The sequence below is a fragment of the Aminobacter sp. MDW-2 genome, assembly GCF_014250155.1.
Lineage (GTDB): Bacteria > Pseudomonadota > Alphaproteobacteria > Rhizobiales > Rhizobiaceae > Aminobacter > Aminobacter ciceronei.
The window spans coordinates 5583219-5604185 of record NZ_CP060197.1 but is presented as its reverse complement, the minus strand read 5'-3'; the positions used below and the strand labels follow the sequence as shown (position 1 = coordinate 5604185).

Annotated in this window: 19 protein-coding genes; 8 read left to right on the top strand and 11 right to left on the bottom strand. The window is 64.2% G+C overall.

Going from position 1 to position 20967, the window contains the following annotated elements:
• Positions 1 to 18: 18 nt before the first annotated feature.
• Positions 19 to 3513 carry a PAS-domain containing protein gene (locus H5P29_RS27615; RefSeq protein WP_185910214.1) on the bottom strand — a complete coding sequence of 1165 codons (3495 nt, stop codon included), beginning with the start codon at positions 3511 to 3513 and terminating at the stop codon, positions 19 to 21.
• Between the two features lie 214 nt (positions 3514 to 3727).
• On the opposite strand from H5P29_RS27615, the gene mscL reads away from it, so the two are divergent.
• Together mscL and H5P29_RS27605 are read left to right on the top strand one after the other, a co-directional pair.
• Entirely contained in the window at positions 3728 to 4150 is a 423-nt protein-coding gene (mscL, locus tag H5P29_RS27610) for a large conductance mechanosensitive channel protein MscL (protein WP_067965388.1), read from the top strand.
• Between the two features lie 114 nt (positions 4151 to 4264).
• Positions 4265 to 5431: a pyridoxal phosphate-dependent aminotransferase gene (locus H5P29_RS27605; RefSeq protein ID WP_154387155.1), complete on the top strand. Its 1167-nt coding sequence runs from the start codon at positions 4265 to 4267 to the stop codon at positions 5429 to 5431.
• Between the two features lie 84 nt (positions 5432 to 5515).
• On the opposite strand, the gene hemA is transcribed toward H5P29_RS27605, so the two are convergent.
• Positions 5516 to 6793: a 5-aminolevulinate synthase gene (gene hemA / locus H5P29_RS27600; protein ID WP_067965385.1), complete on the bottom strand. Its 1278-nt coding sequence runs from the start codon at positions 6791 to 6793 to the stop codon at positions 5516 to 5518.
• A 248-nt stretch (positions 6794 to 7041) separates the two neighbouring features.
• Here hemA and galE point away from each other — a divergent pair, with 248 nt between their 5' ends.
• From galE to H5P29_RS27585, 3 genes are all read left to right on the top strand, one after another.
• Positions 7042 to 8037 (top strand): UDP-glucose 4-epimerase GalE, encoded by a 996-nt coding sequence (galE, locus tag H5P29_RS27595; RefSeq protein WP_154387154.1) that lies wholly within the window; start codon positions 7042 to 7044, stop codon positions 8035 to 8037.
• Positions 8038 to 8246: 209 nt separating this feature from the next.
• Positions 8247 to 9497, top strand: coding sequence for a D-amino acid dehydrogenase (locus H5P29_RS27590; RefSeq protein WP_154387153.1), 1251 nt, complete (start codon positions 8247 to 8249; stop codon positions 9495 to 9497).
• A 3-nt stretch (positions 9498 to 9500) separates the two neighbouring features.
• Positions 9501 to 11327 carry an alanine racemase gene (locus H5P29_RS27585; RefSeq protein ID WP_154387152.1) on the top strand — a complete coding sequence of 609 codons (1827 nt, stop codon included), beginning with the start codon at positions 9501 to 9503 and terminating at the stop codon, positions 11325 to 11327.
• On the opposite strand, the gene H5P29_RS27580 is transcribed toward H5P29_RS27585, so the two are convergent.
• Genes H5P29_RS27580 through H5P29_RS27570 form a run of 3 tightly spaced genes read right to left on the bottom strand, consistent with a single transcriptional unit; the run spans position 11328 to position 13453 of the window.
• Positions 11328 to 11981: an amino acid ABC transporter permease gene (locus H5P29_RS27580; RefSeq protein ID WP_154387151.1), complete on the bottom strand. Its 654-nt coding sequence runs from the start codon at positions 11979 to 11981 to the stop codon at positions 11328 to 11330.
• Entirely contained in the window at positions 11978 to 12622 is a 645-nt protein-coding gene (locus H5P29_RS27575) for an ABC transporter permease subunit (RefSeq protein ID WP_154387150.1), read from the bottom strand. Before H5P29_RS27575 ends, H5P29_RS27580 begins: the two co-directional genes overlap by 4 nt.
• 27 nt (positions 12623 to 12649) lie before the next feature.
• Positions 12650 to 13453, bottom strand: a complete 804-nt coding sequence (locus H5P29_RS27570; protein ID WP_154387149.1) for an ABC transporter substrate-binding protein — start codon at positions 13451 to 13453, stop codon at positions 12650 to 12652.
• Between the two features lie 154 nt (positions 13454 to 13607).
• On the opposite strand from H5P29_RS27570, the gene H5P29_RS27565 reads away from it, so the two are divergent.
• Entirely contained in the window at positions 13608 to 14522 is a 915-nt protein-coding gene (locus H5P29_RS27565) for an ABC transporter substrate-binding protein (protein WP_154387148.1), read from the top strand.
• On the opposite strand, the gene tsaA is transcribed toward H5P29_RS27565, so the two are convergent.
• Genes tsaA through H5P29_RS27540 form a run of 5 tightly spaced genes read right to left on the bottom strand, consistent with a single transcriptional unit; the run spans position 14519 to position 18107 of the window.
• A complete protein-coding gene (tsaA, locus tag H5P29_RS27560) occupies positions 14519 to 15010 on the bottom strand; it encodes a tRNA (N6-threonylcarbamoyladenosine(37)-N6)-methyltransferase TrmO (RefSeq protein ID WP_185910213.1) in 492 nt (163 codons plus the stop codon). The genes H5P29_RS27565 and tsaA overlap by 4 nt on opposite strands.
• Positions 15011 to 15012: 2 nt before the next feature.
• Positions 15013 to 15219, bottom strand: coding sequence for a molybdopterin-binding protein (locus H5P29_RS27555; RefSeq protein ID WP_154387146.1), 207 nt, complete (start codon positions 15217 to 15219; stop codon positions 15013 to 15015).
• Entirely contained in the window at positions 15216 to 16004 is a 789-nt protein-coding gene (locus tag H5P29_RS27550; RefSeq protein ID WP_154387145.1) for an ABC transporter ATP-binding protein, read from the bottom strand. Before H5P29_RS27550 ends, H5P29_RS27555 begins: the two co-directional genes overlap by 4 nt.
• Positions 16001 to 17032 carry an iron ABC transporter permease gene (locus tag H5P29_RS27545; protein ID WP_154387144.1) on the bottom strand — a complete coding sequence of 344 codons (1032 nt, stop codon included), beginning with the start codon at positions 17030 to 17032 and terminating at the stop codon, positions 16001 to 16003. Before H5P29_RS27545 ends, H5P29_RS27550 begins: the two co-directional genes overlap by 4 nt.
• A gap of 22 nt (positions 17033 to 17054) precedes the next feature.
• Entirely contained in the window at positions 17055 to 18107 is a 1053-nt protein-coding gene (locus tag H5P29_RS27540; protein WP_067967080.1) for an iron ABC transporter substrate-binding protein, read from the bottom strand.
• Positions 18108 to 18328: 221 nt separating this feature from the next.
• Here H5P29_RS27540 and H5P29_RS27535 point away from each other — a divergent pair, with 221 nt between their 5' ends.
• Positions 18329 to 18778: a universal stress protein gene (locus H5P29_RS27535; RefSeq protein WP_067965367.1), complete on the top strand. Its 450-nt coding sequence runs from the start codon at positions 18329 to 18331 to the stop codon at positions 18776 to 18778.
• A 72-nt stretch (positions 18779 to 18850) separates the two neighbouring features.
• On the opposite strand, the gene H5P29_RS27530 is transcribed toward H5P29_RS27535, so the two are convergent.
• Positions 18851 to 19909, bottom strand: a complete 1059-nt coding sequence (locus H5P29_RS27530) for a D-TA family PLP-dependent enzyme (RefSeq protein WP_067965366.1) — start codon at positions 19907 to 19909, stop codon at positions 18851 to 18853.
• Between the two features lie 159 nt (positions 19910 to 20068).
• Between H5P29_RS27530 and H5P29_RS27525 the strand changes: the two genes are divergently transcribed.
• A complete protein-coding gene (locus H5P29_RS27525; protein WP_067965365.1) occupies positions 20069 to 20908 on the top strand; it encodes a transporter substrate-binding domain-containing protein in 840 nt (279 codons plus the stop codon).
• Positions 20909 to 20967 lie beyond the last annotated feature (59 nt).

Sequence of the window (20967 nt, the reverse complement as noted above, 5' to 3'; positions counted from 1 at the left end):
CATGCTCGCAAAGCAGGGTCACTCGGCGGCGTGGGCCATGCGCCGCATCCGGTTCATCATCGAACGCAGGACAGCGGGCTTCAGCGGCTTGTTGAGCACGGCGACATCGAGCTGGTCGGCTGCGGCGCGCACCTCGTTGGAACGGTCGGCGGTGATCAGCACGGCAGGTGTCGCTTCGCCATAGACCGTGCGCAGCGAGCGAATGACGTCGAGACCGTTTTCGCCGTCGAGATGATAGTCGGCGAGGATGATTTCCGGTGCCGGTCCGTCGGGCTCGCCGGCGATGAATGCAGCCGTTCCCGAATAGGTGCGCACCTCGCAGCCCCAGCCTTCAAGCAATAGCCGCATGCCTTCCAGGATGCGGGCGTCGTTGTCGATGCAGACGACCGTCAGGCCGTTCAGCGCGGCCGCGGCCTGGATGCGCGGCCGGGCGGCCGCCGCCGCTGGCAGTTCCTCGGCAGTGGTGACGGGCAGGATGACCGAGAAGCGGGTGCCCTTGCTCTTGTGCGACTCGATCTGGATCTCGAGCTTCAGCACGCGCGCGATGCGGTCGACGATCGACAGGCCGAGCCCGAGGCCCTGGGCTTCGCGCATGCCGTCGTCGAGGCGGGTAAATTCGTGGAACACGGTGCCGAGCTTGTCTGAGGCGATGCCGATGCCGCTGTCGATGACCTGGATTTCGGCAAGCTCGCCGCGCCGCCTGACGCCAACGACGACGCGGCCGGTGCGGGTGTATTTGATGGCGTTGGAGACGAGGTTCTGGATCAGCCGGCGCAGCAGGTTGCGGTCGGTGTTGACGGTGAGCGTCGACGGCACGATCACCAGTTCGAGATGCTTGGCGCGGGCCATGGGCAGGAAGTCGGTGCCGATCTGGCGCAACAGCCCATCGAGGCGAAAAACGGTTTCCGCAGGCTTCATCGCACCCGCATCGAGGCGCGATATGTCGAGCACGGCACCGAGGATGGTCTCGACGGATTCGAGCGAGGATTCGATGTTGCGCGCAGCGATGCCGGCATTGCCCTTGCCGGCCTTCTCGATCAGCGACGAGCAGTAGAGGCGGGCGGCGTTGAGCGGCTGCAGGATGTCGTGTCCGGCAGCCGCGAGGAAGCGCGTCTTGCCGAGATTGGCCTCCTCGGCCAGCATCTGCGCCTGGGCGAGTTCCTCGTTGACGCGGGTAAGCTCGGCGGTGCGGCTCTTGACGCGCTGTTCCAAAGACTCGTTGGCGCGCTTGAGCGCGAGGTCGGCGGCGACGCGCGCGGAGATATCGGTATAGGTCGCGACGATGCCGCCGTCGGGCATCGGGTTGGAGCTCATTTCGATGATCCGGCCGCTGGTGGTCAGTTCGATCTGCCAGGGGCCGCCGAAGCTGGTCAGCCTGTCGAGCGTTCTGAGCCGCGACGTCGGCGGGATGTCGCCGCGGGCGACAAGATAGGCAAGGATGCGGTCGATCGAGACGCCGACCTGGCCCATCTCGTCGGGCAGGTCGAACAGCGAGCGGTACTGACGGTTCCAGCAGATCAGGCGGAAATCCTGGTCGAAGACGGTGATGCCCTGTTCCATCTGGTCGAGCGCGATCTGCAATAGGTCGCGGTTGTGCTGCAGCGCCTCGGTGGCGTCGTCGAGCAGGCGGAACGTGTCCTTGGCCGAGTTGTCGCCGCGCTTGAACAGCAGGGACAGGATCAGCCGCGCCGACGAGGAGCCGACGGCACTTGCCATCAGTTGCTCGGAGAAGCGGATGACGTCCATGCCGGCGGGGTCGTTGCCATTCAGCTTGCTGCCGCTGTCGCGCTCAAAACTCTGGAAAGAACGTTCGGTGCGCTCGACGCCGAGATATCTGGAGATGGTGTCCTTGAGGTCGTTGACGGTGATCGCCGTGCGGAAGCGGCGCAGCGACGGCATCGGGCTCGAGTCGCGCGGCACGAAGATCGAGGCCTGGATACGCTCGAGCGGCACCGAGGCGCGCGACAGCGAGCCGAGGACGAGGAACAGCGTGTTGATCGCCAGGCTCCACAGTACGCCGTGGTTCAGCGGTTCGGCCGAGGTGCCGAACAGCGCCTGCGGCCTGAGTGCCTCAATGCCGAACAGGCCCTCGGAGAGGATCGCCGTATCCGGCGAAGCGAGCGTCGGCAACAGCAGCGTGTAACACCAGACAGCGATGCCGGCGGCCATGCCGAGCGCTGCGCCCCTTGCATTGGCGCGGCGCCAGATCAGGCCGCCGATGAAGGAGGGCGCGAACTGCGCGATCGCCGCGAACGACATCAGGCCGATCGAGGCGAGGCGCGTGTTGGTGGTGCTCTCGCGATAGTAAAGGAAGGCGACGAACAGGATGATGAAGATCGAGGCGCGGCGGATGTTGAGGATGATCGCCGACCAGTCCTCGGTGTCGCCGGCCTTCAATTTGACCAGCCGGCGCACGAAGATCGGAATGACGAGATCGTTGGAGATCATGATCGACAGCGCCACGCTTTCGACGATGACCATGGCGGTTGCCGCCGAGAGACCGCCGATGAAGGCGACCATGGCGAGGAAGTCGTGGCCTTTGAACAATGGCAGCGACAGGACGTAGAGGTCACCTGTGGTGGCCTTGCCGACCACGGCCAGACCGGCAAAGGCTATCGGCAGCACGAACAGATTGATCGCCACGAGATAGGCGGGGAAGACCCATGTCGCCTTGCGCAGCTCGTCTTCGCTGCGGTTCTCGACGATCATCACGTAGAACTGCCTCGGCAACATCACGATGGCAAAGCCGCTTATGCAGGTGACCACCAGCCAGGTGCCGAGCGAGGTGCCATAGCTCATGGCATCGCCGACCTGTTCGGTGGCGCCGAAGCTGTTCAGCATGTCGCCGGGGCCGTCGAACAGCGCAAAGGTGACGAACAGGCCGACGGCGAGGAAGGCGACGAGCTTGACGATCGACTCGACCGCGACCGCCAGCACCAGCCCGTTCTGGTGTTCGGTGGCGTCGGCATGGCGGGTGCCGAACAGGGTGGCAAACAGTGCCAAGAGCAGCGCCACGATCAGCGAGATGTCGCTGACGAAGGGATCGAAGGATGGCGGCGAGCCGGTGTAGTGCTCGACCATCAGACTGACTGAGCCCGATATCGCCTTGAGCTGGAGCGCGATGTAGGGGATGGCGCCGACCGTGGCGATCAGGGTGGCGATCGAGGCGACGGAAAAGCTCTTGCCGTAGCGGGCGCCGAGGAAGTCGGCGATCGACGTGATCTTCTCGGCCTTGGCCAGCTTGATGATGCGGCTGAGCAGCGGGAAGCCGAACATGAACACCAGCACCGGGCCGACATAGATGGCGAGGAATTCGAGCCCGCGCTCGGATGCCAGCCCGACCGAGCCGAAGAAGGTCCAGGACGTACAGTAGATGGCGAGGCTGAGCGCGTAGATGAACGGTCGCGGCCGGCCCGGGCCCCAGTTCGCGGCCCGGCGGTCACCGATGCTCGCAATGGCGAACAACAGCGTCACATAGGCGACGGCGATGAGGACGACGGCCAGGCCCTGCACTCTTGGTTCTCACTCCCTCGGAAATGTCTGTTTCCGATGCAGTGAGGCAATCACAGCTGCGCCGGCATGTCCATTATCCTTGTCTCCTAGACTGGCCGCGTCGGCGCTTGCGGGGCGGGGTTTTGCAACCGGCGGTTTTTGCTATGGTGACGCTGTGCGGCGACGGTTGGCGGGGAACGATTCGCCTTTTTGCAGATCGTGAACGGAGGGTTCAATGCTAAAGGAATTCCAGGAATTTATTGCCAAGGGCAATGTGATGGATCTCGCGGTCGGCGTGATCATCGGCGGCGCCTTCGGCCTAATCGTTTCCTCGCTTGTCGGGGACATCATCATGCCGATCGTCGGTGCGATATTCGGCGGGTTTGACTTCTCGAACTACTTCCTGCCGCTGTCGTCGTCGGTGACGGCCGTGTCGCTTGAGGAAGCCAAGAAGCAGGGCGCGGTGTTTGCCTATGGCAACTTCTTCACTGTCGTCATCAACTTCCTGATCCTTGCCTGGATCATCTTCCTGATGGTCAAGGGCGTGAACACCATGCGCAAGCGCCTGGAGAAGCAGAAGGCGGCCGAGCCGGCCGGTCCTCCGCCCGCCGATGTCGCGCTGCTGACCGAAATCCGCGACCTGCTCGCCAAGAAATAGCCTGCGAAAGCTGGCATCGCGAAAACCCCCGGCTGGCTGGACCACCGGGGGTTTTTTCGTTTGTGCCGGCACGATAGGACTAAGCCCAAGCAGCAATTCAAGCCTGGGGTGACCATGAGCCTTCTCGACGCCGTTCGCATTGAGGCCCGCAGCGCGCCGATGAGCGGCATCGAGGCAGTGGCCAATTATGGGCGTGACCGCGCAGGGCTCATCCCGCTGTGGTCGGGCGAGAGCGACATGCCGACGCCGGCCTTCATCAGCGACGCGGCAGCGCGCGGGCTTGCCGATGGCGAGACCTTCTACACCTGGCAGGCCGGCATACCGGAATTGCGCCAGGCCATCGCACGCTACTACCAGCGCCATTTCGGCAAGAGCTTCGGCGCCAACGAATTCATCGTCACCATCGGTGGCATGCAGGCGATCACCATGGCGCTGCAAGTGACGGCGGGCGCCGGCGACGAAGCCATTTATCTGGCGCCGGCATGGCCGAACTTTGCCGGCGCGGCAGGCGTTGCCGGCGTCAGGCCGGTGCCCGTGCTGCTCGACATGACCGACAATGGCTGGAGCTGCGACGTCGAGAAGATCGCTGCCGCCATCACGCCGCGCACCAGGGCGATCTTCGTCAACTCGCCGTCCAACCCGACCGGCTGGACCGCCGACCGCGAGACGCTGCAGGCAATCCTCGACCTGGCGCGCCGGAAGAACCTGTGGATCATTGCCGATGAGATCTATGCGCTGTTCCACTATGATGGCCGCCGTTCGGCGTCGTTCATGGACATCATGGATCCGGAGGACAGGATCCTGTTCGTCAACACCTTTTCCAAGAACTGGGCAATGACCGGCTGGCGCGTCGGCTGGCTGAAGACGCATCCGTCGCTCAGTCGCACCTTCGAGAATCTGGTGCAATATTCGAGCTCCGGCGTGGCGCAGTTCATGCAGCGTGGCGGCATTGCCGCTCTCGACGAGGGCGATGCCTTCATCGCCGAGCAGGTCGAACGTGCCCACAAGGCGCGCGACATCGTCTGCAGGATTCTGGGCGAGACCGGCAAGGTGCGTTTCAGCGTGCCGCCGGGCGCCTTCTACCTGTTCTTTGCCGTCGACGGCATGAAGGATGCCGAGGCTGCCGCTTTCGACATTGTCGACAAGGTTGCGGTCGGCGTTGCCCCCGGCACCGCGTTCTGCGCCGGCGGCGAGGGGTTCCTGCGTCTGTGCTTCCACCGCCGCCTCGACCAGGTCGAGGAGGCATCGCAGCGGCTGGCCAGATGGATCAGGGAGCAATAGCCCGACCGGCGGATCCAAGGCTCAAGATGCAGAAAGGCCCGAAACCTGACCGGTTCCGGGCCTTTCGAATGAGATGAGCTGCAATCAGCCGCCCGACTGCGGCACCAGCAGCGAGACGATGCGCTCGCTCTTGGGAACTTCGGTATGGCCCTCGGTGCGATAGGGAATGCCCAGCGCGTTCCAGGTCTCGACGAGTGCTGCCTTGAGTTCGGCGATCAGCGCGTCGCTGTGGAACGGCGTCGGCGTCACGCGCAGCCGCTCGGTGCCGCGTGGCACGGTCGGGTAGTTGATCGGCTGGATGTAGATGCCGTGGACGCCGAGCAGGCGGTCGCTGGCCATCTTACACAGCTCAGGATCGCCGACCAGGATCGGCACGATGTGCGTTGCCGACTCCATGACAGGCAGGCCGGCGTCCGCCAGTACCTGTTTGGTGTGCGTCGCCTGGCGCTGCTGGGCGTCGCGCTCGGCTTGCGAGGTCTTCAGGTGGCGGATCGACGCCGTCGCTGCTGCTGCGATCGATGGCGGCAGGGCGGTGGTGAAGATGAAGCCGGGTGCATAGGAGCGTACGGCGTCGATGACGCTGCGCGTGCCGGTGATGTAGCCGCCGAGCGTGCCGAAAGCCTTGGCCAGCGTGCCTTCGATGATGTCGATGCGGTGGGCGAGGCCCTCGCGCTCGGTGATGCCGCCGCCGCGGCCGCCATACATGCCAACCGCATGAACCTCGTCGATATAGGTCATGGCGTTGTATTTCTCGGCGAGGTCGGCGATCTCGGCGATGGGGGCGATGTCGCCGTCCATCGAATAGACGCTCTCGAACACGATCAGCTTGGCGCGCTCACGGCCGGCGGCCTGTAGCAGGCTTTCGAGATGGGCGACGTCGTTGTGGCGGAACACCTTCTTCTCGGCGCCCGAGCGGCGCACGCCCTCGATCATCGAGGCGTGGTTGAGCTCGTCGGACAGGATCAGGCAGTTCGGCAGAAGCCGGCCGATGGTCGAGATGGCAGCTTCATTGGAGACGAAGCCGGAGGTGAAGACGAGGCCGGCTTCCTTGCCGTGCAGGTCGGCGAGCTCATGCTCAAGCTCGACAAGCGGATGGTTGTTGCCGGAAATGTTGCGCGTGCCGCCGGCACCGGTGCCCATGTTGCCGGCCGCCTGCTGCATGGCAGCGACCACGTCGGGGTGCTGGCCCATGCCGAGATAGTCGTTCGAGCACCAGACGGTGATTTCCTCGGCTTTGCCGTTGGCACGCCAGATGGCGCGCGGAAACTTGCCGACGATGCGCTCGAGATCGGCAAACACGCGATAACGGCGCTCGGCGTGGACCTGGTCGATCGCTTCTTCGAAAAACCGCTGGTAGTTCATATGGACGTCCCAATTTTTCAACCATGAGCATAATCAACGGTCGGTTCGGCGTCCATCGACCGTTTCTGGTCAAAATGCCACGCCCTCGACGTCCCAAACGACCACGGAACGCCGAAAAGTCCCTTGATGTGGATCAAATTCCACTGCGACCGAATGGTCAACGTGATCTCGCCGCGAAAGTCCTATCTCGCATTTGCCGGTATTGTCGGGCTACACAGAGCGCGACGGATGCGATGCGGAGTGTTGTCATGGCGGTATTGGTAACGGGCGGTGCCGGCTACATCGGCAGCCACATGGTCTGGGAGCTGCTCGATGCGGGCGAGAAGGTCGTCGTGCTCGACCGGCTGTCGACAGGTTTTGACTGGGCGGTGGCGCCCGAGGCCACGCTGGTCAGGGGCGACGTCGCCGACAACGATCTCGTCGGTCAGTTGATCCGCGAGCATGGCGTCGACGCCATTGTCCATTTTGCAGGCTCCATCGTCGTGCCGGAATCGGTGTCCGATCCGCTCGGCTATTACGAGAACAACACCTGCAAGACGCGCAGCCTGATCGAGACGGCGGTGCGCGAAGGGGTGAAGCATTTCATCTTCTCCTCGACCGCTGCCGTTTATGGCGCCGCTGGCATGGAGCCGGTGGTCGAGGACGCCCGACTTGCGCCGGAATCGCCTTACGGCCTGTCCAAGCTGATGAGCGAATGGATGCTGCGCGATGCGTCGGCGGCCCACCCACTGACCTACACGGCGCTGCGCTATTTCAACGTCGCCGGCGCCGATCCCAAGGGTCGTACCGGCCAGTCGACCAAGGGTGCGACGCATCTGATCAAGGTCGCCTGCGAAACCGCACTCGGCAAGCGCGGCTCGATGCAGGTGTTCGGCGAAGACTATGCGACCCCTGACGGCACCTGCGTGCGCGACTACATCCATGTTTCCGACCTCGCCGCCGCGCACCGCCTGGCGCTCGCGCGCTTGCGCGCAGGTGGCGGCAACCTCGTCGCCAACTGTGGCTACGGCCACGGCTATTCGGTGCTCGAAGTGATCGACAGCGTGCGCCGCGTCCATGGCGCCGACTTCGCCGTCGAGATGGCTGTCCGCCGCCCGGGCGATGCGGCCTCTGTCGTTGCCAATTCGGATCTGGCGCGCGGCGAACTCGGCTGGGCGCCAAAGCATGACGATCTCGATGCGATCGTCGGCGACGCGCTGAACTGGGAACGGCTGCTCAGCCGCAAGAACTCTTCCGTTATATAAGCTGCAGGTGGTGGATATCCGCCGCCCCGTCTCGATAATTGCAGCGCCAGGCGTTATGGGTGGCAAAGGGGCCTGGCCCCGCACGGTGAAGGGTTCCCGCCAGAGCCTGGTGCATCGGCCAATCCTCGGCATCGCCGATGCGCAAGAAACAGTTGGAGCGTCCTTTCCGCGTGCCAGGGGCACTGCACGACGCTCTATGGGGTGGGAGCATGAAGATACTGGTTCTCGGCGCAGGTGTGGTCGGAACGGCAGCAGCCTATTACCTGGCGCGCGACGGCCATGAGGTCACCGTCGTCGAACGCCATCCGGCGGCGGCACGCGGCACGAGCTACTCCAATGCCGGCCTGGTTTCGCCGGGCGACGCCACCGCCTGGGCCTCGCCGGCGGCGCTGAAGACCTTCATCCGCTCGCTCTATACCTCCGATCTCGGCATCAAGGTCAGGCTCAGGCTCGACCCCTATTTTTATGCCTGGAGCCTGCGCTTCCTGCGCCAGTGCACGACGGCGCGGCTGCGCGCCAACAGCGAGGTCAAGCTCCGGCTCGCGCTCTATTCGCGCCAGTGCATCAACGAGATCTCCGACGAAGCCGGCATCGGCTATGACGACCGGCGCAAGGGCATCCTCTATTTCTTCCGCTCGCAGAAGAGCCTCGACGAAGGCAGCGAGAATTACCGCTTCCTCGCAAAACACGGCCTGCCGATCGAGATCGTCGACCGCAATCGCATGGTTGAGCTGGAGCCCGGCCTGGCGGCCGCCAAGGACGGTATTGCGGGCGGCGTCTATTCGCCTGTGGATCAGACCGGCGACTCCCGCATGTTCGTCGAAAAGCTCGCCGCTTATGCCAGGGAGCGGCTGGGTGTGACGTTCAAGTTCGACACCACTGTCGAGGGCTTGGTCGTCGAGGGCGATCGCGTCGCTGGGGTGAAGACGCAAGCCGGCGTGCTCACAGCGGATGCGGTGGTCATCGCCATGGGGCCTGAGAGTGGATTGCTCGGTCGCCGCCATGGCATCGACCTGCCCGTCTATCCGGTCAAAGGCTACACCGCGACAGTGCCGCTCGATGCTCCCGAAAAGGGACCGACGATGGGCGGCGCCGATGAGGACAACCTGATCGCCTATTCCAGGCTTGGCGATCGCCTGCGGCTGGCTGCGACCGCCGAGTTCGCCGGCTTCGATCGCAGCTACAAGCCGAGCGATTTCGCCCGCCTGTTCAAGGCCGGCCAGGAGCTTTTCCCGGGCGCCTTCAATCCGCGCAAGGCCGAGGTCTGGGCCGGTCTCCGGCCAATGATGCCGGGCTCGGTGCCAGTCATCGGCCCGGCCCGCTACAAGGGGCTTTATCTCGACACCGGCCACGGCCATGTCGGCTGGACCATGGCCTGCGGCTCCGGCAAGTTCCTTGCCGACCTCGTGGCCGGCCGCAAGCCCGACATCGATCCACAGGGGCTGGTCTACGGGGGCTGAGTCATGTCTGGACCGCAAGTCGCCATCGATCTCGGTCGCATCGAGCGCAACGCGCGGGCAGTCGTCGAGCGCGCGAGCCAATCCGGCATCAAGGTGTTCGGTGTCACCAAGGGCAGCTGCGGCATGCCGCAGGTGGCGCGCGCCATGCTGCGCGGCGGTGTGGCGGGGCTCGCCGAGTCGCGTTTCGAGAACATCCGCCGGTTGCGCGAAAGCGGCATCGGCTGCCCTGTAATGCTGTTGCGCAGCCCGCCGATTTCGCGCGTCGAGGAGGTGGTGCGCACTGTCGACATCAGCCTGCAGTCGGAGCTGGAGATCATCCGCGAGATCTCGCGCATCGCCCAGCGCATCGGCCGTGTCCACGACATCATGCTGATGGTCGACCTCGGCGACCTGCGCGAAGGCATCTGGCCAAACGACCTTCTGCCGACCGTCGAGCGCGTGCTCGAACTGCCCGGCGTGCGCATTGCAGGCCTGGGCACCAACCTGACCTGCTTTGGCGCCATCATGCCGACGGAGGAGAACCTCAGCCAGCTTGTCGCCTATGCCTACAAGGTCGAGCGCCTTGCCGGCGTCAGCCTCGACTGGGTGTCGGGCGGCAATTCGTCGTCGCTGCCGCTGCTTCTGGACAACAAGCTGCCGGCCGGCATCAACAACCTGCGCATCGGCGAGGCGATCCTGCAGGGCGGCTACGAGACCTTCCGGGAAGAGCCGTGGCGGGAGCTGGAGTTCAACGCCTTCAAGCTCACCGGCGACCTGATCGAGGTCAAGCTCAAGCCGTCGCTGCCGATCGGTGAATCCGGCTACGACGCCTTCGGCAACCAGCCGGTGTTCGTCGACGAGGGCGACAGGCTGCGCGGCATCGCCAATATCGGCCGCGAGGACACGATGATTGAGGGCCTTGTGCCGATCCATCGGGGCGTGCGGGTGCTGGGCGCGTCGAGCGACCATCTCGTGCTCGACATTACCGACGCCGAGCCGCCGCTGGTCGTCGGCGATCGCGTCAGCTTCCACATGAACTATGGCGCGCTGTTGACGGCGATGACTTCGGAATATGTCGAGAAGGCGCCGATGCACGACATCACCGACGTCACCGGCCGCCGCATGGTCTCGATCGTGGCCGACAGTGCTGCCGGGCCACTGCTGGCAAGACAGTCTGTTGGTACGCGGCTCGAACAGATGCAGTTCGACGTCATCGAGATCGCCGATGCCGAGCATCCGCCGGCCGGCCTCATCAGGTTGCACGCCGGTGCTGACAGGCATGTGGCGTCGAAGGCGCTGGCAACAGCCGCCGAGGCGACACATTCCCTGGGACTGATCTGGATCGATTCCATTGCCGCGCTGATGCCGGAGGGCGAGGAGGGTGTCGAGGCGCCGGAGCGCTCGGTGCTGGCGCGGCTGCTCGGCCTCGACCACAAGCCCGGCGCGCTGCAGCCGCAGCTGTCGCCCGAAAATGTCGTGCTCGTCGGGCTGCGCGAGGCCGATCCGGCGGAGGTGCGCATCCTCAAGGATTCGCGCGTCACCGCCTTCACCATGGCAGAGGTCGACGGCTCCGGCATGCGCGAGGTGATGCGCGAGGCAATCCGCATCGCCTCATCGGGAACCGTCGGTTTCCACGTCAGCTATTCCCCCACGGCCACCGAAATTCCCGGCTGGGCGAGTGGCTCCGGCGGCATGACCGTGCGCGAGACGCACCAGGCGATGGAGGCGATAGCGCTGTCCGGCGGCATGCTGTCGATGGACGTTTCGGGATTGGCCGCGGAGACGGAGCCGCGCGTCGCCACCGAAGCGGTCAACTTCGTCATGTCCGCCTTTGGCAAGAGGATCCTCTGATCAGCGTCGGCGCGCGCTCTGCTTGGTTTCGTAGATGTACTGAAAGGCGATGATCGCCGCTGCGATGACGAGATAAAAGACCGACACCACCAGCAACACCTCGATGGCCTTGTAGGTCTCGGAGATGATGACGGTCGAGGCCGCCGTCAGCTCGTCTATGGCGACGAGGCTGGCGAGCGAGCTGCCCTTGACCATCTGGATGGCATTGGAAAACAGCGACGGTGCCGCCAGCCTGTAGGCCTGCGGGATCATCACCTTCCAATAGGTCGCAAATGGCCTAAGGCCGAGCGCCTTGGCGGCGTCGAGCTGGCCTGGGGGAATGCTCTCGAAGCCGGAGCGCAGGAATTCGAGATTGTAGGCGGTCGAGGCGAAGATCAGGCCGATCAACGCCGACGGCACCGGCTCGAGATAGATGCCGAGGCGAGGCAGGCCATAATAGAGCGCAAACAGCAATGCCAGAACGGGAGCCGCGCGGGCAAAGAAACTGTAGCCGATGATGACGCGGTGAAACGCGCCCTTGGGCCGCTGCATGTAGATGGCCAGCGGCAGTGCAAGGATGTTGGAGACAACGATGACGACCACCGAGATGAACAGCGTCATCGCCAGCCCGTCGAACAGCATCTGCTGGTAGGTCGGGTCGAGCAGGATGTTCATCGCGCCACCGCTTGCTTGGGCTTGCGCTCGTTGAAGACGAGCAGCGGCGTGACGATGAGGATGTAGAGGCCGACGGCGAGCGTCAGGAAGGTAAAAGGTGCGTTGGTGGCGGCGATGCCCTGCTTGGTGACGTAGAGAATCTCGCTGACCGACACCGCCGAGGCGATCGACATGCGCTTGACCGTGCCGATGGCGTAGGTGATCCAGCCCTTGCGTGCCAATGGCAGGATCTGCGGGATCAGCACCCTAAGGAACACGACCCGCTTGGGCAGGCCGAGCGCGAGGCCCGCCTCATACTGGCCGAATGGCACGGCCTTCAACGCGCCCTTGAATACCTGATAGTCGAAGGCGATGCCGACGAGCGTGAAGGCGATGATCGTCGAGCCGATCGGGCCGAAGTCGATGCCGACCTGCGGCCCGCCGAAGAAGAACAGGAACAGCACCACGAGTTCCGGCACCGAGCGGAAGAAGGCGCTGAACGCCTCGATACCGTTCCGGAGCCAGGATTTTTCGCGGCCGTAGTGAACGAGGGACAACAACAGGCCGAAGACTGCCGACAGGCTGAAGACCACTGCCGACAGCCCGATGGTGAGGGCCGCCGCAACCAACAGCCGCGGCAGCCAGGCAAGTGCGATTTCCATGTCCCGCGCCCCTCGCGGCAGCCCTGCTTACTGAGCCTTCGACCAGTCGATGGAGGCGCCGAACCACTTGTCGGCCAGACCCTGCAGGGTGCCGTCCTTGCGCCAGGTCTCGAACTGGGCGTCGATGGCGTCGGCCAGCGGCTTGTTCTTGTTGCTGACGGCAACGCTCTGGGTGATGGTCGACAACAGGTCGTCGAGGGTAACAGTGCCGGTCAGCTTGCCCGATTTGGCGAGGTATTTCGGACCGAGGAAGTCGTGGGCGGCAAAATCGATGCGGCGGTTCTCGAGGTCGAGGAACAGCTCGGTGGCGCCGGGATACTCACGGCTCTTGGTGACGCAATCGGCCGGAAGCTTCTCCTTGGCGACCTTCTGGAAGGCGCCGCCGCGCACCGCGCCCATTGTCTTGCCGCAGACATCCTTCCAGTTGGCGATGTCGGTGTCAGCCTCGCGGCGGGTGATGGCAGCACCGTTGACGATGTAGGGCGACAGCAGGAAGAAGTCCTTCGAAGCCAGGCGCTCCGGTGTGCGGGTCACGCCCGAGGCGATCAGGTCGAAGCGGCCTGCGGTGAGGCCCGGCAACAGCCCGGCGAAGTCGAGCTTCTCGAACTTGGCGGTCAGGCCGAGCTGCTTGGCGACGAGATTGACGACGTCGATGTCGAAGCCTTCAAGCTCGCCCGCAGCATTGGTCATGCTGAAGGGCGGGGCCGAGCCTGACGTGCCGACGGTGATGGTATCAGGTGCAACCAGGGCGGCCTTGTAGTCCTGTGCACTTGCTGCGCTCACGCCGAAAATCGCAATGAGGGCCAGCAGGGCTGTCCGCGCAATTCTCATGATCACTCCTTTGATGGGCTGCTTGAAAACAGAATGTTTGCGTTATATCGCAAATTGCTAAAGCCACCAAGGACGGCGGCCAATTTGGATACAATAGTTTCTGGAGAATCTGTTTCTCAAGAACGGCCGTTCCGAAAGTTCGAGGTTTTGTGAAATGGAACTGCGCTTCAAGCTCAACTATCTGTATCAAGGGCAGAATTCGCCGTTTCTGCATGCAGCCGACGCCGGCTATTTCGGTGACCATGGCCTGTCCTGCAGCTTCGTCGAAGGCTTCAGCTCGTCGCTGGTGACGCGCACGCTGGTGAACGATGAGGCCGATATCGGATACGGCGATGTATCCTCTGTCTTCGAGCGGGCGCTGCGCACAGGCGAAACCGAGATCTCCTGTCTCGTGCCGATCTATGAGCACACGCCCTGCTGTCTCGGCTACGTCTCCGACGGCAAGCGGCTGACCCTCGCCGATATTCCCGGCAGCACTTTGTGCGGACCGAACGGCGACACCTCGGCGCGGCTTCTACCGCTGCTGCTCAAGCGCAACGGCTTTGCGCCCGACAGCTACACCTATCTCGGCGTCCAGCCGGAAGAGCGTGACCGGCTGGTGGCGTCTCGCGCGGTGCTGGCGGCGACCTGTTTCGATGCGACACTGAAATTTGCCATGCAGATGCGTGGCCACGACGCCAGCGGCCTCGACTTCCTCTATTTCGCCGACAACGGGCTCGACATCTATTCGGGCGCGCTGGTGGCGTTGAATTCGGTGCTGGACCGGGAACCGGGTCTCGCCGGCAAGCTGCAGGCGATCACGCGCCAGGCCTGGCATGATTGCCTCGTCAATCCGCAGCTCGGCGTCGATGCGGTGATCAGGCGTTCGCCCGGCATGGATCCCGATATCGTCCTGCAACAGCTGACCTGGATCCTTGAACGGCAGGTCTTCCCGGATGGCGCGCGGGCGATGAAGTTCGATCTCGGCGGCGCCAAGATGGCCAACACGTTGGAATGCGCCACCTACTCCGTCGGCGCCGAGGCCAAGCGCAGTGCAGACGGAATGGCGGCCGAGATCTGCCTGAATTAGCTGGTCTGGAAGTCTCCCGGCTGGGGCGGGGCGATGGGGCTGAACAGCGTCCGGTCGGGCTTGATGTCGATCAGCGGCGTGCCGTCGAGGCAATCCATGCCGCGCACCGAAAGCATGTTGCCCTCGATGCTGACCAGTTCGACGATCTGGGTGCCTATCGGATTGGGGCGAACGGGCGAGCGCAGCGAGAAGGTGCCGCGCGCGGCGCCGTCATTGGCCGGACTCTGGCGCACCAGGTCGCGCCGGGAGAGGTGAAGCCAGTAGAGCACTTCCAGGCGTGCGAATTGCGCGACGTCTTCGAGGGCCGCCACGCATGGCTCGAAAATCTCGATATGGCAGACAGGACCATCGGCGCGGCCCTGTCGCGGGGTCAAAAGGCGCGAGTCCCAGGGTGTTCGGATGCGGCCGATGAAATAGATCTCGGCATCGTAACCCGAGGGCAGTGCGACGGCACTTTCAGCGTCGCGGATTTCGTTTTCGCGGACCACGCTCAGTCGACCGCGACCATGACGTCGGAGGCCTTGATGACTGCATAGGCGTCCTTGCCGACGGCGAGCTTCAGGTCGTCGACCGCCTCATTGGTGATCGAGGCGGTGACGACGGCGCCGCCGATGTCGATGCGGACATGCGGTGTTGTCGTGCCTTTGATCACTTCGACGATCTTGCCCTTGATCTGGTTGCGGGCGCTGATCTTCATGGTGCGTTCCTTTCGTTGAGGGTTGGCGTGCAGACATGGCGTCCGGCTTGTTCGAGATAGGCCACTGCAACGCCGACGCCATAGAGAGCTCGCAGCAATTGCGGTGTCAGCACGTCGGCAGGCTTGCCGATGGCGACCAGTGCCCCCGACTGCATCAGCGCGACACGGCTGGCGCAGGCAAAGGCATGGCTGGGATCGTGGGTGGAAATGACCACCGCCATGCCTGAGCCGGCGAAGCTCGAAATGCGACTCAAGACGCGGGCCTGATTGCCGAAGTCGAGGCTGGCCGTCGGCTCGTCCATCACGATCAGTTCGGGCTCCTGGGCGAGTGCGCGGGCAATCAGCGTCATCTGCTTTTCGCCGCCCGAGATGTCGGTGAAGGGGCGGGTGGCGAGATGGCCGATGCCGAGGGCTGCCAGCGCTTCCTGCGTGATCGCCCGGTCGGCCCTGGTCGGTGAGGCGAAGGTGTCGATGCGGCTGGCGCGGCCCATCAAGACGACGTCAAACACCGAGAATGGGAAATAGGCGCCGGTGGCCTGCGGCACATAGGCGATGTGGCGGGCGAACTGTGCGCGCGAGAAGGTCGAAATGTCCTTGCCGTTCAATTCCAGATGTCCGCCCTGGCGCGGCAATAGGCCGAGCAGGGTCTTGAACAAAGTGGTCTTGCCGCAGCCATTGGGACCGAGCAGGCACAACACTTCCCCGCGGTCGACCGACAGCGTGACCCCTTGGCCGATTTTGACGCGGCCATAGCCGAATGCGAGATCGGTTGCCTGAAGCATCATTGCCAGCCTCGCCGGGTCGTCAGAAGCAGATAGAGGAAGAATGGCGCGCCGATGGCGGCGGCGAGGATGCCCAGCGGGACCTCGATCGCGGCGATGCTGCGGGCAAGCGTGTCGACGCCGACCATGTAGGCGGCGCCGATCAGCATCGAGGTCGGCAGCAGGCGCGAGAAATCGGGCCCGACGAACATGCGCGCGACATGCGGCACCAAAAGGCCGATCCAGCCGATGATGCCTGAAGTCGAGACGGCGGCGGCGGTCATCAGCGTGGCGGCGGCGACGATGACGATTCGAATCCAGCGTGTCTCGACACCAAGCGCGCGCGCCTCCTCGTCGTCGAGCGTCATCAGGTTCATGCGCCAGCGCAGCAGCACCATCGGTAGCAGCGCGACAAGGACGGCGGGCAGGATGGAGCCAAGGTCGGCGCGGTTGATGCTGGCGAGACTGCCGAGCAGCCAGAAGGTGATGGCGGGCAGCTGGTTGTAGGGATCGGCGAGCACCTTGAGCAGCGACACGCAGGCGCCCAGCAGCGCGCCGATGGCGACGCCGGCGAGCACCAGCACGAGGATCGGGTCGCGCTCGCGCACGATCGAGCCGATGGCATAGACGATTGCCACAGCTGCCAGCCCGCCGGCGAAGGCGAGGCCCTGGATGGCGAGTACTGACAGCGACAGGAAGATGCCCACGACCGCGCCGAAGCTGGCGCCGGCGGAGACGCCGAGGATGTCGGGTGAAACCAGCGGGTTGCGGAACAGGCCCTGATAGACCGCGCCCGCCGCCGCCAGCGAAGCGCCGACGAGGATGCCGGCGCAGACGCGCGGCAGGCGCACGTTCCAGATCACGGTCTCGATTGTCGGCGCAACGCCGCTTTCGCCGCCCGACAGCTTGGCCACAACCACCGCGAAGATGTCGCCTGGCATCACCGGATATTTGCCGGTCAGGATCGCTACGAGGATGACGGCGACGAGCAGACCCGCCAGCGCGCCGATGGCGATCGGCCCGGCGTGCTGGGCTTTTGGCTGCTGCTGCAAGTGCTTGGCTTCCGCTCGAAGCTCAGGGCTTCCGGCCGGTGTCGGCAAGCAGCTTGCCGAGTTGCTCGGTGGTGAGATCGACATGATAGAACAGCTTGTAGAAGTCGCGGGTCTCGGCCTTCAGATCGATCTCGGCCTTGCCGGGATAGAGTGCGGAGGTGAGCCACGATATGCCGATGGCGCGATTGACGCCGGGAGGCGCGTCGAACCAGCCGAAGGGCAGGGCCGGCGCACGGAACACGCGGCCGTCTTTCACCGCCTTGATGCCTGCCCATGACGGGTCCGACAGCACCGACTTCCGAAACATCGGGCTGAGCGTCAGGATGACGTCGGGGTTCCACGACAGGATCTGTTCGAGCGAGACATTTGCGAGCGAGCCCTTACCTGCGGCTTCGGCGACATTGGTCGCACCGACGGCGGACAGCACTTCCATGTTGATCGAGCCGGCGAGGCCGGTCTCCAGTCCGTCGGGACCGCGGCCGTAATAGACGCGCGGGCGCTGGTCGGCCGGCACCTCGGCGACGACCTTGTCGAGCCGCTGCATCGCAGCCTCGGTGTAGGCAGCGAGTTTCTCCGCCTGTTCCTTCTCACCCAGGAGTTCGCCGATCTCGCGCAGCGACTTCGGCGCGTTGGCGAAGCTGCCGTCGACCAGCACGTAAGGGATGCCGGTCTGCTCCTGTACCTTGTCGGCGAGCGAGGCATAGGTCGGGTTGACGGTACCGACATCGAGGATGATGTCGGGTTTCATCGCCAGCACGGCTTCCATGTTGGCGGTGTCGCCCTTGCCGGTCAGGCGGCCGTGGACGGGCAGGTCACGATAAGGCGCTGCGATGAAGTCCTTTTCGTCGTCCGTGAATTCACGCACCCAGCCGACCATGCGGTCGGGCGCGACCGAGTAGAGCAGCACCGAGGCGGGCGGACCGGCGGCCATGACGCGGGTGATCTTCTCGGGCAACGCCACCTTGCGACCGGCGGCGTCGGTGAAGACGCGCTGCTCGGCGGCAGCGAGCGAGGCTGAAGCGACCAGGGCGGTGGCGGCAGCCAGGAATGAAATCAAGAGGTTGCGGCGTCTCATGCTGTCGATCTCGGGTTGAACAATGGGTTTGGATATATACATGCCAATATAACGAGCGGCGCATTGTTATGTTTGACTGAATATAACGGTCAAGGGATTTGTGCGGCTGTGCCAGCCGATTTCAAGGCCTTCGCCTTGACCCATGGGCGACGGTCGGAAAGGCTGGGCGTAAAAGTTAGCGTCGCAACCCAACGGGTTCGGCGAGCCAAGGAGAGAAATCCATGTACACCCACGTCCTCATTGCCACTGACGGATCGGAGCTGGCGCAGAAGGGGCTCGACCATGGCTTGGGCCTGGCCAAGGGCATCGGTGCCAAGGTGACGGTCATGAACGTGACCGAGCCGGCGCCGATCTTCGCCTCTGCCGGCATGTATGGTCCGGTCGCGACGGCCGAAGACATCGTCTCCTACCAGAAATCGGGCGAGGAATATGGCGCCAAGGTGCTGACCGCCGCCAAGGCCCAGGCCGACAAGCTTGGCGTCAATGCCGATACGGTGCATGTCGAAGAGATGTGGGCGGCGGAGGCGATCAATCAGCTCGCCCAGGAAAAGGGCTGCGACCTGATCGTCATGGCCTCGCATGGCCGCCGCGGCCTGGGGCGGCTTATCCTCGGCAGCCAGACCGTCGACGTTTTGACCAACAGCAAGGTGCCGGTGCTGGTCGTCCGCTAGACATCTCGACAGAAACGACAAAGGCCTCCCTGACCGGTGTCGGGGAGGCCTTTCACTATTGGATGGCGCGGCTCAGACGATCTTGCCGCGTGCCGGTACCGGCCATAGCTCCGGTGCCTTGTCCTTGCCGTAGACATAGACGCCGTCGACCATGTTGGTGACGACGCAGGCGTGGTTGGGCACGATGCGGATGCGCTGGCCGACGGTGAGATTGATATCGCTCTGGCAACGCAGGCGGCCGTGCTCCTCGGAAAGTTGGTCGATCGAGATGTCGGGGCGCCCGAGCACATGGCCGTGGCCCACGAGGCCGAGCAGGTCCGAGGTCAGCGTCTTCGAGCCGGCGTCGATGATGGCGCGGTTGGAGGCGGGCACCGAGACGACGGTGGCGAGCACGGTGAGTGCGCAGTCGTCCCAACTGGCGACGTCGCGGGCGACGAGCGAACGGTCGTTGTAGACATAGGTGCCGGGGCGGAATTCCGTGGCGATCGGCGCCAGATGCGCCTTCATCATGTCGGGCGTGCCCCCCGAGCTTATGGCGGGAACGGCAATGCCCCTGGCTTCGATCAGTGCCTTGGCCTCGGTCATGAAGGCCTGCACCTTGGCAGCACCGCCCACCGGTGGATAGGTCATCAGCCCGGCGAACCGCAGGCCGGGAGCCGCATGGATGCGGACGGCCAACGCGGCTGCCTCCTCAGTTGTGCCGACGCCGCAGCGGTCGGCACCTGTGTTGCACTCGACGAAGACATTGAGCGTAGCGCCGGCCGCCGCAAAGGCGGCTGAAAGCCCGTCGATCACGGTCATATTGTCGGCGACAACAGCAAGCTTGACCTTGCCGGCGAGCGCCACGAGCGCGTGCAGCTTGTCGTCGCCGAGGATGTTGTAGGTGATCAGCACGTCGTTCAACCGGCCGCTGCCGGCGACCATGGCTTCTGCTTCCGACACCTTCTGGCAGGTGATGCCGACGGCGCCCGCGTCGAGCTGCATTTCGGCGATGGCAGGCAGCTTGTGTGTCTTGATATGCGGACGAACCTTGAGGCCATGGCTGTCGGCGTAGGTCTGGAAGCGTTCGATGTTCCGCTTCGCCACATCGATGTCCACCAACACGGCGGGGGTCTGGATCCTGTCGAACATGGCTTTTGCCTTCCAAATCGAATGGGCGCGCGCGGACCTTGCCTGTGCCGCGCTTGACAAACAATGCCGCGCGGCGCTTTATACGTCAATCCGATATTAAGGACATATGTCCGAAATAGCGGACATTGGATTAGAGAACTCTTTGGGAGGAACGGCGAGATGAAGATCGCACTTTCCGCGGCCGTCGCCGCGCTCGCGCTGATGGCGGCAATGCCTGCCGGCGCGCAGGAAAAGCAGAGCAAGCTTGATGAGGTTCTGGCGCGTGGCCACCTGGTCCTGGGCACCGGCAGCACCAATGCGCCCTGGCACTTCAAGAGTGCCGACGACAAGCTGCAGGGCTTCGACGTCGACATGGGTCGCATCGTCGCCAAGGCGCTGTTCGGCGACCCGGACAAGATCGAATACGTCAACCAGTCGTCGGATGCCCGCATCCCCAACATCACCACCGACAAGGTCGACCTGACCTGCCAGTTCATGACGGTAACGGGCGAGCGCGCCCAGCAGATCGCCTTCACCATTCCCTACTACCGCGAGGGCGTCGGCCTGATGCTGAAGGGCGACAGCAAATATGCCGACTATGCCGCGCTCAAGGGCGCCGGCTCGGGCGTCACCATCTCGGTGCTGCAGAACGTCTATGCCGAGGCGATGGTGCATGCCGCGCTGCCGGAGGCCAAGGTCGACCAGTATGAGTCGGTCGACCTGATCTACCAGGCACTGGAATCGGGCCGCGCCGATGCAGTTGCCACCGACCAGTCTTCGCTGGCCTGGTACATGAAGCAGAACCCGGACCGCTACAAGGATGCCGGCTATGGCTGGAATCCGCAGACCTATGCCTGCGGCGTCAAGCGCGGCGACCAGGACTGGCTGAACTTCGTCAACACCGCGCTGCATGAGGCGATGACCGGCGTCGAGTTCGACTTCTACGCCAACTCCTACAAGACCTGGTTCGGCAAGGAGCTCGCTCCGCCGCAGATCGGCTTCCCGGTCGAGTACAAGTAAGCTCGCCAACAGTGGCGCGGCCCCTGGCACATGCGGCCGCGCCATCTCTTCTGACCGGA